Origin of the sequence: Hymenobacter monticola (genome assembly GCF_022811645.1) — a bacterium.
GTDB lineage: Bacteria > Bacteroidota > Bacteroidia > Cytophagales > Hymenobacteraceae > Hymenobacter > Hymenobacter monticola.
The window spans coordinates 4,725,667-4,738,861 of sequence record NZ_CP094534.1 but is presented as its reverse complement, the minus strand read 5'-3'; the positions used below and the strand labels follow the sequence as shown (position 1 = coordinate 4,738,861).

The following is a 13,195-nucleotide window of genomic DNA, read 5'->3' as shown; positions in this document are numbered from 1 at the left end:
TAGCTTTTTAGGTACTATCGCATGGCCGAGATTGAACTAGCCACTACCCCCAAAACCGAGCGCGCCAAACCCGCTGAGTTGGTCCAGCTCATCGTGTTTCGCCTCGGCGACGAGGACTACGGCATCCGCATTGAGCAGGTGAAGGAGGTGACCGTGACGCCCGAAGTGGCGCGCATGCCCAAAACGCCGCCCTTCATCAAAGGCATCGCCAACCTGCGCGGCGACATCATCGCCATTTTGGATTTGGAGGAGCGGTTTCGGCTTCGGCCGGCCGGTCGGCCCCTGCCCGAGCGTAGCTACACCGTGGCCGTGGAAGCGGCCGACTACACGCTGGGGCTGATGGTGCGCGAGGTGCCCCGGCCCTTCACCCTGCCGCTGAGCCAGATTGAGCCGGCGCCGGAGTTTGTGCAGGACGCCGGCACCCGCGACAAATACCTCGAAGGCATTGCTAAGCTGCCCGAGGGCGGCATCATCATTGTACTGGACATGCGTAAGCTGCTCACGCCAAGCGAAGTACTGCGGCTGCCGGGCAAAGGGGCATCTTCGTAAGCCCCGGCCCGTACTATGCCTGCCGGGCTATGCCAGCGCGGCGGTTCTCCCGAATTAATCTCATGTCACCCAATTCCATGAATAAGCGCATTCTCATCGTCGACGACTCGTTCTATATGCGCACGATGCTCAAAAACATGCTCACCGACGCCGGTTACGAAGTGGTTGGTGAAGCTGCAAACGGGGCACAGGCCTTGGAAATGGCCGCCTCGACCACGCCCGACCTCATCACCCTCGACGTGATTCTACCCGATAACACTGGTCTCGACGTCCTCAAAAACCTGCGCCAGATTCAGCCATCTGCTAAAGTGGTGATGTGCAGCGCCGTCGGTCAGGAAGTTATTGTGAACGAGGCCATTGAAAACGGTGCGCTGGCTTACATCGTGAAGCCCTTCTCGGAAGAGAAAGTACTGGAAATCGTCGGGACCGCGCTGCAAAACAACGGCTCTGAACAGTCTGCCTAAGGTGTTGCTATCCCGCTTCGTCGCTGTTTGCCAGCCTGCCGGAAACGGCCGGTGGCGTCTGCGTGCGGTGCAGTGTAGCCCATCCACTACCATTCTATCCGGCCAATGAAAACGCGCGACCAGGAATACCGGGAGCTGTTTATGGCCGAGGCGCTGGAGTATTACGACTCCATGAGCCGGCACCTGAGCGAGCTGGAGCGCAACCCCGACGCCGGCCCGGCCCTCAATGAGCTGTTTCGGCTCATGCACAACCTCAAGGCCAATGCCCGGGCCATGGGGTTCAATGACTTGGGCGAGGTGGCCCACCACCTCGAAACACTCTTCGGGCTTATTCGAGACCAGGAGCGGACCTTCAGCGGCTCGCTCATCAAGGTGGTGTTCAGTGGTGTGGATGCGCTGGGCAATATGATTCGGGCGGTAGGCGCGGGCCAGCCTCTGCCCGATGCTACGGCGTTGCTCGACAACCTTGACCGCTTGGTGCGCGGTGAGGAGCCTATTCTGGAAGCGGAAGATGCCGGCGAATCCGAAGAAGAGTCCAGCAAAAAAATGGAGCTTTCGGACCTGGTTTACATCCAGGTGAAAAAGCTTGATAACCTGCTGAACCTCGTCGGTGAGTTGGTTATCGACCGTGACCGAATCATGACGCTGGCGCAGGAACTGGACAACCCGGCCTTACTGGCCACGGCCCAGCACCTGTTCCGCATTTCCGACGATTTGCAATACAGTGTAATGGACGCCCGGCTGGTGGGCGTGGGCGTGCTCCTGAACAAGTTTCCGCGCGTGGTGCGCGACGTGGCCGCGGCTGAGCACAAGGAAGTAGAGCTGACTATGAGCGGGCAGGACGTGCAGATTGACCGCAACATCCTGCAAATTATTACCGATGCCCTGCTGCATTTGGTGCGCAACGCCGTCAGCCACGGCCTCGAAACCACCGAGCAACGCCTCAAGGCTGGCAAGGCCGCCGTGGGGCAGCTCACCCTCTCGGCTCTGACGGAGCGCGACGACGTGCTCATCCAGGTGCGCGACGATGGCCGGGGAATTGATACCGAAGCCGTGCGCCGCAAAGCGGTGGACCGGGGCTTGGTAAGCGCCAACACCGCCGCCACCCTGAACGAGCAAGCCGTGTGGGCTTACTTATTCGAGCCGGGCTTTTCCATGGCCCAGCAGGTGACCGACATTTCGGGCCGCGGCGTGGGCCTCGACGTGGTGAAGCTGGCCCTCGACTCGCTGGGTGGCCAGTTGCGGGTTGAGTCCGAGTTGGGCGTGGGCACTACGTTCACCCTGGTGCTGCCCACTTCCATCGCCGTGAAAGGCGCCCTGCTGGTGGAAGTAGAAGAGCGGCCCTACGCCGTGCCTTTGCTGCATACCGATACGGTGCTTTCGCTGCATCCGGGGCAGATTTCGGTAGTGGGGGGGGTATTTATTACTTACTTTCAGGAGCAGTCGGTGCCGTTGGTGCCGCTGCGCCAGCTTTTGTACGACGAAGGCGACGGGCCGCTGCCCCTGGCCACCCGCGACGACATCACCGGCCCGCAACAGGTGCTGGTGGTGAACTACAATAACCGCCGCCTGGGCTTGGTGGTTGACCGATTTATTCGGCAGCAAAACATCGTCATCAAGCCCCTGAGCAAACCTTTGGATACCATTGACCTTTTCGGGGGCGTCACCCTGCTGGGCAGTGGGCAAGTGTGCCTCGTGCTCGACGTGCCCGCCCTGACGCGCTTGTTCCTAAACAAACGCCCCTGATTTTCCTTTCATTCACCCAGTCCTCGCAGCTGCATTCCCCTTACTTCACCGCTATGGATTTATCGATGACCGATTTAGAGCGAGATATAATCCGCGAGATTTTGAACATCGGCTTGGCTCGCGCGGCCGACTCGTTCGCCGTCATTGCCCAGGAGCGGGTGCTTTTGGAAGTGCCGAACATCGACCTGCTGATGAGCGACGACATCATGCGTAAAGTTCGTGAATACCAGTCGAAGCACGTGGCCATTCAGTCCGATATTCGCGGTGACTTCAACGGTACCACGCTGATGTTTTTCTCGGGCCAGCACATTCAGCGCCTGTCGCGGGTGTGCCTGCGCATGCAGATTCCGGAAACCCTGGAAGTGAACGAGCTACAGGAGTCGCTGCTGCTGGAAATAAGCAATATCATCACCGGCGCTTTGGTGACGCAATTGGCTAATATTTTGAAAGCCAATATTTATGGCGCGCCGCCCATGGCGCCCAAAGGTGACATCGCCTCAACCATGCAGGCCTTGCTGCCGCAGCAGCAGCTGCAGCCACTCATTTTCTCAGTGATTACGCAGTTTTCCGATAAAGACAACATGGTGGAATTGCCGCTCATGCTGTTTTTCGACCGGGTCACCTTCGCGAAAATTCTGGAAATCATTCGCAGCTACGATTTCCTGGGCAGCCAGATGTCGGCGTAATTTTTTGCAACATTCGATTTGAAAAACGTCATGCTGAGCCTAGTCGAAGCATCTCGCGTGCAGTAGTAAACAATTTACTTGCGCAGTAGAGATGCTTCGACTACGCTCAGCATGACGTTTTTGTCATCTTATCATTCTTACCTACAGTTTCTCATGTCTAAAACCGACGCGGCCCTAGCCAAGAAAATAGCTTCCTTCGACCCCAATGCACCCGGCGACTCGGCTGGCGGCTTGTTTGGCCTGCCTTTCACGCCCGAAGAAGCCCGGGTGGTGGTGGTGCCCGTGCCGTGGGAAGTGACGGTGAGCTACCGGGCTGGCACGGCCGAAGGCCCGGCCGCCATTCACGAGGCCTCGCTGCAAGTCGACCTATACGACCCGGACCTGCCCGAAGCCTGGAAGCTGGGCCTGGCCATGGAAGAAGCCGACGAAACCATTGCCGAAACCAGTCGCCAACTGCGCCCTCAAGCTGCCGATTACATCGGCTGGCTGGAAGATGGCCAACCCGAAGCCGACCAGCCGAAAATGAGCGGCGTGCCCGCCCAGGTCACCGCCGAAGGGGAGAAGATGCTACAGTGGCTTAAGGAGAAAACCGGTGCCCTGCTCGATGCGGGCAAAGGCGTGGTGGTGCTGGGCGGCGACCACAGCACGCCGCTGGGCTACCTGCACGCCCTGGCCGAGCGCCACGAGGAATTTGCCATTCTGCAGTTTGATGCCCATTGCGACCTGCGTCCGGCTTACGAGGGTTTTAAGTACTCGCACGCCAGCATCATGTACAATGCGCTGGAATTGCCGCAGGTAAAGAAGCTGGTGCAGGTCGGCATTCGTGATTACTGCCAGCAGGAAGCGGAGTTCATCGACACCTCCCACGGGCGGGTAGCGCTGTTTGGCCAGCGCTTCATCAGCGACGAGAAGTATGGCAAGAAGTCGTGGAAGAAAATTTGCGGCAAAATCATCGCCCAGCTACCCAAGAAGGTGTACATCAGCTTCGACATCGACGGCCTCGACCCCAAACTGTGCCCCGGCACCGGCACGCCCGTGCCCGGCGGCCTCGAGTACGAGGAAGCCACGTATCTACTGCGTGCTATTGTGCGCGAGGGCATCGAGATTATTGGTTGCGACCTCAACGAAGTGGCGCCCGGCGACACCGAATGGAACGCCATCGTGGGGGCACGCCTGCTCTACCAACTTTGCAACTGGATGGCCGTATCGCAAGGACGGCTGACGGCGCGTGGCGTTGCGGCCGAGTAAGCTTTTCTCACTTCAACCTCCTTGTTTTCATGCTTGGCTTTATTCTCAAATTCGTTCTCACCGCGGGCCTGGTGTACGGCCTGAGCATGGTGATGCCGGGCGTGGCCCTGGGCGGCTTCAGCAGCGCGCTGATTCTGGTGCTGGTGCTTGGCCTGCTCAATGCTGTGGTGAAGCCCATTCTTAAAATTCTGGGCTTTCCTATCACAATACTCACACTGGGTCTTTTCCTGCTGGTTATCAACGTCATTATCGTGAAGCTGGCCGATTTCCTGATGGACAGCTTCGACGTGCACGGCTTGCTTAATGCCTTACTGTTTAGCTTGGCGCTGTCGGTTGTGAATGCCGTTGTCGACCTCGTGATTGACTAACAGCAACGGCCTGCATAACAACCGGTCCCGTTGGAGGACCTGACCAAGTGAGGTCAGGTCCTCCAACGGGACCGGTTTTTTGTGATGGGCGAAGCAGAGCGCTAGGCCAATTTGCGTCGCCAGCGCCGCACGCCTACCCAAGCGGCTGCCCCAAGAATCAGCAGTGGCCAGATGCTGACGAGCCCAATGAGCAGGCTGGTCAGCAAGGTCCAGCCTCCGTAAAACGAATCGACCAGCCGGCTGGCAAACGATACTACCGGCGCATCGTGCACGGGCTGGGCAACGGGCTGGTAGCAAACCAGCGAAATAGTGGAGTAATCCACTTCGTCATTCAAGGTTTTGAGACGGCTTTCGGTGCTCTCAATCTCCTCGCGCACCTCGCCAATCTTCTCTTCAATTTCCAGGATTTCGCTGATTTTACGGGCGCGGGCCAGCAGGTCAACGTACCGTTTTTCGACCGCGTGCTTCGTGGCTAGGCGGGCGGCTACGTCGGCATGCTGCGCCGTGACGTCGTCGGTGGTCAGCTTCTTTTCCTCCACGGTGCCCAGGCCGCTCAGAGCCGCCAGGAGGGGCTGGAAGCGGCTGGGGACCACGCGTATGGTTATGGCTTGGCGCCATTCGCCCTCTTCCCGCACCTCGGTGGCGGCACTCAGGTAGCCGCCGTTGCGGCGCACCAGGCTGTCGAGGCTGCCGCTGGCTCGCCGGACGCTGGGCACTTTCAGGCGCAAATCGGCGTGGTAGATGAGCAGCCGGGCCGGAACTGCAGCACTGCCCGGTGCCGGCTGCGGCGTTGCCTTGGTACCGGCAACAGGCGTTAAGTCGGCCGTAGGCCCTGCTTCGGCATTCATATCCGGCGAACCTACCGGGGGAGGCGCCGACATGGCCACGTCCATTGGGGCCGTGAGAGCGGCGGTTTCTTTTTGCTTTTGTGCTTGGCTACAGCTACCCAGCAGGGCTGCAAGCCCAAAAAGAATTCCGCAATGACACTTCATAATGGCTGGACTTGAAAGTGAAACAGGAAATGAGACCGGCGCAGGTTTGCCACTAACGCTTCATTAGTGAAAGCTGATATATCTACTGTGAAGGATGAGCCACGAAAGGCCGCGCTCATCGCCCCCGACTAAGCCGGCAGCGAACGCCGGTGCCACCAGCGCAGCCCGGCCACTGCACCGCCCGCCAGCAGCACCAACGGCCACAGGTTGGTGAGCCACACCAGTACGCTCAGCACCACCGACCAACCCCGGTTAAACGATTCTAAAAACTGCGGCGCGAAGGCCGGTAGGGGCTCGTTCGGCTCGGGCGAGGGCAACACCTGATAGTAGTGCAGCTTCAGCGTGGCCCAGGCGCGTTGCGCCCCGTACGCCTGCAGGCGGGCCTGCGCCGCGGCGGCATTGGCTTGGGCCAGGCGAGCTTGCTCCAGCAGATGCTGTACCTCTTTGGCGTCGGTGGTTTTCGCGAGTAATTGCTGGTACTTGGTTTGGGCCGTCTGTTGGTCGGCCAGGCTGGCGCTGGAAGCCAGGATGTCGGCCGTAACATCGGCCGAAGCGACGTCCTTATTTTCGACGCGCCCCAGCTTGCTCAGCGCTGCCACCAGCGGCACAAAGTGAGCGGGCGGCACCTTGATGGTCATTTGCTGGTGCGGCCGGTCATCACTCCGGGTTTCGTGGGCATCGTTCAGGTAGGCACCGTGCGCGTTGAGCAGGCTATCGATGCCGGTGCTGGCGCGTTCGAAATTGCGAACGGCCAGTTCCATCTTGCCCTCGTACACCACCGTGCGGGGCGGTGCTGGCGGGCTTGGCAGGGGCGCGGCGCCGGGGGAAGGAGCGGGTGTGCTGGCAGCACCTTGCTCTGGAGTAGAGCCAGCCGTCGGCTCATGTTGGGTGTGGGAAGCGACGGTTTGCGGGCCGGTTGCGGCCTGCTCGTCTTTTGCCGATTGGGCGCAACCTACCAGGCCGAATCCAAGCAGGACCGGGAAAATCAGATTTTTCATCGGAAGATTTTGGGGAAAGCTGAAAGTGAAAACGAACAGCTGCGCGGCTGTTACTTTATCCAGCTTTCGCAGCGGGGTAACCCACCGATAAAAGAAACAGCCCGACCTGTAAGGGCCGGGCTGCTCAACTTGATTTTGCTAAGTGCTGTTTTACAGGCGCTTAATATCTGCTCCCAGCGCGTTCAAACGCTGGTCGATAAATTGGTAGCCGCGGTCAATCTGCTCCACGTTGAGGATGGTGCTCTTGCCTTCGGCACTCAGTGCGGCAATGAGCAGGGCCACACCGGCCCGGATGTCGGGCGAGGTCATGGTGATGCCGTGCAGCTGCTTCTGCTGGTCGAGGCCGATGACGGTGGCGCGGTGCGGGTCGCAGAGGATGATTTGGGCGCCCATGTCGATGAGCTTGTCCACAAAAAACAGGCGCGACTCAAACATCTTCTGGTGAATCAGCACCGTGCCCTTGGCCTGGCAGGCCACCACCAGCACAATGCTCAGCAAATCAGGTGTGAAGCCCGGCCAGGTGTGGTCCGACACCGTCAGAATGGAGCCGTCGAGGTAGGTAGCAATTTCGTAGTGCTTCTGGGCCGGAATGTAAATGTCATCGCCCCGGAATTCCATTTGAATGCCCAGCTTACGGAAGGTGTCGGGAATAAGGCCCAACTCCGGAATCTGGCAATCTTTGATGGTGATTTCGGAACCCGTCATGGCCGCTAGGCCGATGAAGGAGCCAATTTCAATCATGTCGGGCAGCATGCGGTGCTCGGTGCCGCCCAGGCGGTCGACGCCTTGGATAGTGAGCAGATTGGAGCCAATGCCCTGAATGTTGGCACCCATGCGCACCAGCATGCGGCACAGCTGCTGCAAGTAGGGCTCGCAGGCGGCGTTGTAGATGGTGGTGGTGCCTTCCGCCAGCACGGCGGCCATCAGGATGTTGGCCGTGCCCGTCACGGAGGCTTCGTCCAGCAGCATGTGGGTGCCGGTCAGCTTGCCTTCTACCTTGATGCGGTAGAAGTCGGTGCCTTCCAGCGTGAGCTTGCCGCCCAGCTTTTCGAGGCCCAGGAAGTGCGTGTCCATGGGACGGCGGCCGATTTTGTCGCCGCCCGGCTTGGGCAGCTGGCAGCGGCCGTAGCGCCCCAGCATGGGCCCGAGTATCATCACCGAGCCGCGCAAGGCACCGGCCTGGGCCACAAATTCCGGCGAATCCATGTAGTCCAGGTTCACACCTTCGGCCTGGAAAATGTAAGTGTCCGAAGCCAGCTTGCCCACTTTCACGCCCATGTCGCGCAGCAGCTCAATGAGCTTGTTGACGTCGCGGATGTCGGGGATGTTGCTGATGGTGACGGGCTCGGGCGTGAGCAATACCGCGCATAGAATTTGGAGGGCTTCGTTTTTGGCGCCCTGGGGCGTGATTTCGCCGCGCAGCTGCTTGCCGCCGCGTACTTCAAATGCTGCCATTTGTGGAATGTTAAAAGTATATCATCCTGAGCGTAGCGAAGGACCTTATCAAACTAGAACGGCTTGCAGTAAAACGTTACCGGTTGTTCTGGTTTGATAAGGTCCTTCGCTACGCTCAGGATGACAGTAAAAAAAGTAAATTATTGGGGCGGCTGCTGCGGCTCCTGGCCGCGGCCCTTCTTGCGCTTTTTGCCGTTTTTGCCCCCGAAGCCATTGCCCCGGTTGTCGCGGCCCTCGCGCCGGTCGCGGCCTTCGCGCTGCTGCGAGGGCTGCGGCACAATGAAGGCTGGCGTGCGGCCGGGCGCCATTTCAAACAAGCCCTCGGCATCCACCACGGCCGGGTCGAGCCGAAGCTGCCCGCCCGATAGCTCGCTCAGATGCCGCAGGATGGTCACGTCCTTGGCATTTTCCTTGTTGTGCTGGCGGTAGAGAAACTTCATGGTGCGGCCAATCTGCACCGTGGCCTGCTCGCGCTCGGCAGCATCTTCCAAGGTCAACGCCTTGGCAATCAGGGATTCGATGCCGGCGCCATAAGCTCGCAGCCGGGGCGCGGTGCGCGGGTAGGGCACGCGGGCCGGCTTTTCGGTGCGCACCGTGAGGCTGCGCAAGGGCACGGGGGCTTCGAGGGTTACTTCCTCGCCGGCCATGGCGTGCAGGTGATTCCAGAGGCGGGTTTGCACCTCCGGCAAGTCGCGCAACGCGGGCTGCAGGCGCAGCATGAGCTGCACAATCTGCCCAGCGCGCTTGGTGCGCTCGGTCAGGTCCTCCACGTCTTTGAGGCCCTGAATGAGCAAGTAGGTGCTTTGCCCGTATTCGCGCACCAGCAGTTGCAGGTGGAAGGGCAGGTTGGTGAGGTCGGTCATAAGAAACAATAGGGGAGGCCGCCAGGGCGGCGCTCCGGCCAAAGATACGGCCTAGTGTTGAGGCAGAGAATGGCGCAATGCCAGCGTAGCGAAACAAATCGCCTGTCATCCTGAGCGCAGCGAAGGACCTTTTCACGCCTGAACAGTTCGTTGTGACGTGAAAAGGTCCTTCGCTGCGCTCAGGATGACAGGAGGCGTGCCCTAGTGCACCCGCAGCTTGGCGAAACTCAGCAGCAGCACTTTCTCGCCCACTTCCTCGAAGAGGATGGTGGCTTTGGTGGTGCCCTGCTGCACTTCCAGCGCGTTCACCACGCCGAAGCCAAACTTGGCGTGCTCCACGCGCTGGCCGGTTTGCAGCTTGGAGGTATCGGAGGGCGCAAAATCGGCCGGGGCCACGTACTTCGTGGCCTGCACTTTACGGGGCGGCGTGGGAATCAGGTTCGAGCGGCGCTCAAAAACGTGCTGAAACGGCGAGCCTTCGCCCGCGCCCGGCCCGGCTGAGAACTTCACGTTGAGGTACTGCGGGTCGATTTCGTCCAGGAAACGGCTTTTCTCGCAGCTGCGCAGGTTGCCCCACTGGTAGCGCGAGGTGGCATAGCTGAGCGTCAGCTTCTTCTCGGCCCGCGTGATGGCCACGTAAAACAAGCGCCGCTCTTCCTCCAAATCGGCCCGCGAGGTAATCATCATCTGGCTCGGGAAGAGATTTTCCTCAAGGCCCACGATGTATACGTTGCGGAATTCCAGGCCTTTGGCCGAGTGAATGGTCATCAGCGTCACGGCTTCGCCATCCTGTGCGGCGTCCTTCAGGTCAGAATCCGTCACGAGGGCGATGTCCTGCAGGAAGGCGCCGAGGCTCTTGTCTTCGCGCTCGGGGTCGTCCACGTACTCCTTGATGCCGTTCAGCAATTCCTGAATGTTCTCGTAGCGCGACAAGCCCTCGATGCTTTTGTCGGCGTACAATTCCTCCAGCATGCCGGAGTTTTTGGCGATGAACTTGGCCGCCTCGAAAGCGTCTTCCTTGCCCGCCACCACGATGTAGCTTTTGATTTTTTCGGCAAAGCCCACCACCGGGTTGCTCACGCGCGCCGGCATAAATTGGTCGGCGTTGGCCACCACTTCCCACAGCGTGTGGTTGGCTTCTTCGGCCGTGGTAATGAGCTTGCTAATGGTGGTGTCGCCAATGCCACGCTTGGGGTAATTAATTACCCGGCGTATAGCCTGCTCGTCGTTCTGGTTGACGGTCAGGCGCAAATACGCCACCAAGTCCTTGATTTCCTTGCGCTGATAAAAGCTTAGGCCGCCAACAATCTTGTATTTAATATTTAATTTCCGCAACGATTCTTCCATCGCGCGGCTTTGCGCGTTGGTGCGGTAGAGAATGGCAAAATCGTCGTACGACAAATGGCCATTCATCTTGTCCTCAAAGATGGAATTCGCCACCAATTTGCCTTCCTCGTTGTCGGAAGCAGCTTTAATAACTTCAATAAGGTGGCCGTCCTCGTTTTCGGAAAAAACGTCCTTGCGCAACTGCGCCTGGTTGTTTTTAATAACCGAATTAGCGGCCCACACAATATTTTTCGTGGAGCGGTAATTCTGCTCCAGCTTAAATACCTTCAATTCTGGATAGTCCTTCTCGAAATTGAGAATATTCGAAATATCAGCGCCACGGAAGGCGTAAATACTTTGCGCGTCGTCACCCACCACGCAGATATTTCGCTCTTTAGCCGCCAGCTTACGCGTAATTAAATACTGTGAATAGTTGGTGTCCTGGTACTCGTCCACCATCACAAACCGGAACATATTCTGGTATTTATTCAGCACATCGGCGTGGTCGCGAAACAGCACGTTGGTGTTAAAAAGCAGGTCGTCAAAGTCCATGGCGCCGGCCTTGAAGCAGCGCTGCTGGTACTGCTGGTAAATCACGCCAATCTTGGGGCGCAGGGCCGCCTCATCGTCGGCCTTGATGGCCGGGTCGCTCAGGTATTGATTATGCGAAATCAGCTTGTTTTTGGCGGCCGAAATCCGACCCAGCACCAGGCTTGGCTTATAAAGCTTGTCGTCCAGTTCCAGCTCTTTCACAATCTGGCCCACCAGAGTTTTCGAGTCCTGCGTGTCGTAGATGGTGAAGCTGCGCGGGAAGCCGATTTTGTCGGCTTCAGAGCGCAGAATTTTGGCGAAGACGGAGTGGAAGGTGCCCATCCAGAGGCTCCGGGCAGCGGGGCCAACGACCTTTTCCACGCGGGCGCGCATCTCCTTGGCGGCCTTGTTGGTGAAGGTGAGAGCGAGGATGTTGAACGGGTCGACGCCCTGTTCGAGCAGGTGAGCAATGCGGTAGGTGAGCACCCGGGTTTTGCCCGAGCCGGCGCCCGCGATAATCATGCAGGGGCCTTCGGTTTGCAGCACCGCGGCGGCCTGCGAGCCATTCAGGAGGGAAAGATAATCTAGTGCCATCAGCGAAATAAGCCGCCTTTTGAGCGGGTTAACAAAGGTACGGACCGCCGGGCGGGGGGCGAAAGGAATTTCCGGCCCCCACGCCGGGGTTATCTTTGTGAATGATTATTATCCAGGAAACGGTCATTTCCGACGACATCGCCGACCATTTTTTTGTCTGCAACCTTGAGGCCTGCAAAGGCGCCTGCTGCGTGGAGGGCGACCTCGGCGCGCCCCTCGAAGAACCGGAATTGAAGATTCTGGAGCAGGAATACGCCAACATCAAGCCCTTCCTCACCGAGGCCGGCCAGGCCGCCATCGAGGCGCAGGGCCTATACATCAAAGATTGGGAAGGCGACTACAGCACAACCACCATCGACGACAAAGAGTGCGCCTACGCCCTCTACGACGAGCGCGGCATTCTGAAGTGCGGCATCGAGCAGGCCTACCTGGCCGGCGCCACCACGTTTAAAAAGCCTATCAGTTGCCACCTGTATCCCATTCGCATCACCAAGTACGACGGCTTCGACGCGCTGAACTACGACCGGTGGAACATCTGTAACCCGGCCTGCTCGTTCGGCAGTTCGCTAGGCGTGCGCATCTACCAGTTTCTGAAAGACCCGCTCATCCGCAAGTACGGCGAGGAATGGTACGGGCAACTGGTGCAGGAGATTGAGAACCCGGCGCCAGCGGGAAAACAATAAAACCTGTCATCCTGAACGCAGTGAAGGACCTTCTCACGCTGAAATTTTCTGGCGTGAGAAGGTCCTTCACTGCGTTCAGGATGACAGGCTGAGACTATTCCTCCTTCACCACAATCTTCTCAATCTCGTCGTTGGCTTGAATCTTATCAATTACGTCGAGGCCTTCCACTACTTTGCCGAACACGGTGTGCACGCGGTCGAGGTGGGCGGTGTTTTGGCGGTCGTGCACGATGAAGAACTGCGAGCCGCCGGTGTTTTTGCCGGCGTGAGCCATGCTCAGGGCGCCGCGCTCGTGGTATTGGTTGCCGCCCTTGGTTTCGCAGTCGATTTTGTAGCCGGGGCCGCCGGTGCCGGGCATGCCTTTGGCGCCTTCGCGGGTGTTGGGGCAGCCGCCCTGAATCACGAAATTCGGGATGACGCGGTGAAACTTCAGGCCGTCGTAGTAGCCTTTCTGGGCCAGGTCGGTGAAGTTTTTCACGGTGTTCGGAGCATCCTGCTCGTAGAACTCAACCTTCATCACGCCTTTTTTGGTGTGGATTTCTGCGGTTTTCATGGGGTGGGGTTTACTGAGTTTTACAACTGATACGGCAAGCGCCGTTCTTTGGAGGCCGCGAAGGTAAGGAAACTGCCCAGTTTGGAAGCAACCATGCACGGCGGTTTGTCCGTAAGCCCAAGCGCCACAATTGGCCTAT

The 13,195-nt window shown here is 58.9% G+C and carries 13 protein-coding genes; 7 read left to right on the top strand and 6 right to left on the bottom strand.

What is annotated here, in order from left to right; genetic code table 11:
- Nucleotides 1–21: 21 nt before the first annotated feature.
- The 6 genes from MTP16_RS19840 (at nt 22) to MTP16_RS19815 (ending at nt 5,061) form a co-directional block, all read left to right on the top strand.
- Nucleotides 22–549 (top strand): chemotaxis protein CheW, encoded by a 528-nt coding sequence (locus MTP16_RS19840; RefSeq protein ID WP_243513074.1) that lies wholly within the window; start codon nt 22–24, stop codon nt 547–549.
- A gap of 77 nt (nt 550–626) precedes the next feature.
- The gene (locus tag MTP16_RS19835) at nt 627–1,013 is read left to right on the top strand and encodes a response regulator (RefSeq protein ID WP_243513072.1); all 387 of its coding nucleotides are present in this window, start codon (nt 627–629) and stop codon (nt 1,011–1,013) included.
- A gap of 105 nt (nt 1,014–1,118) precedes the next feature.
- Complete coding sequence (locus tag MTP16_RS19830; protein ID WP_243513070.1) at nt 1,119–2,759, top strand: chemotaxis protein CheA; 1,641 nt, start codon at nt 1,119–1,121, stop codon at nt 2,757–2,759.
- Between the two features lie 53 nt (nt 2,760–2,812).
- Nucleotides 2,813–3,445 (top strand): chemotaxis protein CheC, encoded by a 633-nt coding sequence (locus MTP16_RS19825; RefSeq protein WP_243513068.1) that lies wholly within the window; start codon nt 2,813–2,815, stop codon nt 3,443–3,445.
- A gap of 153 nt (nt 3,446–3,598) precedes the next feature.
- Nucleotides 3,599–4,693, top strand: a complete 1,095-nt coding sequence (locus MTP16_RS19820) for an agmatinase family protein (RefSeq protein ID WP_243513067.1) — start codon at nt 3,599–3,601, stop codon at nt 4,691–4,693.
- Nucleotides 4,694–4,722: 29 nt separating this feature from the next.
- On the top strand, nt 4,723–5,061 hold the full coding sequence (locus tag MTP16_RS19815; protein ID WP_243513066.1) for a phage holin family protein: 339 nt from the start codon (nt 4,723–4,725) through the stop codon (nt 5,059–5,061).
- Between the two features lie 101 nt (nt 5,062–5,162).
- Here MTP16_RS19815 and MTP16_RS19810 read toward each other — a convergent pair whose 3' ends face one another.
- The 5 genes from MTP16_RS19810 to MTP16_RS19790 form a co-directional block, all read right to left on the bottom strand.
- A complete protein-coding gene (locus MTP16_RS19810; protein WP_243513065.1) occupies nt 5,163–5,909 on the bottom strand; it encodes a DUF4349 domain-containing protein in 747 nt (248 codons plus the stop codon).
- Nucleotides 5,910–6,181: 272 nt separating this feature from the next.
- On the bottom strand, nt 6,182–7,051 hold the full coding sequence (locus MTP16_RS19805; protein WP_243513064.1) for a DUF4349 domain-containing protein: 870 nt from the start codon (nt 7,049–7,051) through the stop codon (nt 6,182–6,184).
- A gap of 150 nt (nt 7,052–7,201) precedes the next feature.
- The gene (murA, locus tag MTP16_RS19800; RefSeq protein WP_243513063.1) at nt 7,202–8,506 is read right to left on the bottom strand and encodes a UDP-N-acetylglucosamine 1-carboxyvinyltransferase; all 1,305 of its coding nucleotides are present in this window, start codon (nt 8,504–8,506) and stop codon (nt 7,202–7,204) included.
- Nucleotides 8,507–8,646: 140 nt separating this feature from the next.
- Nucleotides 8,647–9,369, bottom strand: a complete 723-nt coding sequence (locus tag MTP16_RS19795; protein ID WP_243513062.1) for a DUF4290 domain-containing protein — start codon at nt 9,367–9,369, stop codon at nt 8,647–8,649.
- A 201-nt stretch (nt 9,370–9,570) separates the two neighbouring features.
- Complete coding sequence (locus tag MTP16_RS19790; protein WP_243513061.1) at nt 9,571–11,820, bottom strand: ATP-dependent helicase; 2,250 nt, start codon at nt 11,818–11,820, stop codon at nt 9,571–9,573.
- A gap of 101 nt (nt 11,821–11,921) precedes the next feature.
- On the opposite strand from MTP16_RS19790, the gene MTP16_RS19785 reads away from it, so the two are divergent.
- Nucleotides 11,922–12,503, top strand: a complete 582-nt coding sequence (locus MTP16_RS19785; RefSeq protein ID WP_243513059.1) for a DUF3109 family protein — start codon at nt 11,922–11,924, stop codon at nt 12,501–12,503.
- A 94-nt stretch (nt 12,504–12,597) separates the two neighbouring features.
- On the opposite strand, the gene MTP16_RS19780 is transcribed toward MTP16_RS19785, so the two are convergent.
- The gene (locus tag MTP16_RS19780) at nt 12,598–13,056 is read right to left on the bottom strand and encodes a peptidylprolyl isomerase (protein WP_243513058.1); all 459 of its coding nucleotides are present in this window, start codon (nt 13,054–13,056) and stop codon (nt 12,598–12,600) included.
- Between the last annotated feature and the right edge of the window lie 139 nt (nt 13,057–13,195).

Bases quoted from the DNA above. Each gene is read 5' to 3' on its own strand.
- MTP16_RS19840 (WP_243513074.1), top strand. From the start codon at position 22: ATGGCCGAGATTGAACTAGCCACTACCCCCAAAACCGAGCGCGCCAAA.
- MTP16_RS19835 (WP_243513072.1), top strand. From the start codon at position 627: ATGAATAAGCGCATTCTCATCGTCGACGACTCGTTCTATATGCGCACG.
- MTP16_RS19830 (WP_243513070.1), top strand. From the start codon at position 1,119: ATGAAAACGCGCGACCAGGAATACCGGGAGCTGTTTATGGCCGAGGCG.
- MTP16_RS19825 (WP_243513068.1), top strand. From the start codon at position 2,813: ATGGATTTATCGATGACCGATTTAGAGCGAGATATAATCCGCGAGATT.
- MTP16_RS19820 (WP_243513067.1), top strand. From the start codon at position 3,599: ATGTCTAAAACCGACGCGGCCCTAGCCAAGAAAATAGCTTCCTTCGAC.
- MTP16_RS19815 (WP_243513066.1), top strand. From the start codon at position 4,723: ATGCTTGGCTTTATTCTCAAATTCGTTCTCACCGCGGGCCTGGTGTAC.
- MTP16_RS19810 (WP_243513065.1), bottom strand. From the start codon at position 5,909: ATGAATGCCGAAGCAGGGCCTACGGCCGACTTAACGCCTGTTGCCGGT.
- MTP16_RS19805 (WP_243513064.1), bottom strand. From the start codon at position 7,051: ATGAAAAATCTGATTTTCCCGGTCCTGCTTGGATTCGGCCTGGTAGGT.
- murA (WP_243513063.1), bottom strand. From the start codon at position 8,506: ATGGCAGCATTTGAAGTACGCGGCGGCAAGCAGCTGCGCGGCGAAATC.
- MTP16_RS19795 (WP_243513062.1), bottom strand. From the start codon at position 9,369: ATGACCGACCTCACCAACCTGCCCTTCCACCTGCAACTGCTGGTGCGC.
- MTP16_RS19790 (WP_243513061.1), bottom strand. From the start codon at position 11,820: ATGGCACTAGATTATCTTTCCCTCCTGAATGGCTCGCAGGCCGCCGCG.
- MTP16_RS19785 (WP_243513059.1), top strand. From the start codon at position 11,922: ATGATTATTATCCAGGAAACGGTCATTTCCGACGACATCGCCGACCAT.
- MTP16_RS19780 (WP_243513058.1), bottom strand. From the start codon at position 13,056: ATGAAAACCGCAGAAATCCACACCAAAAAAGGCGTGATGAAGGTTGAG.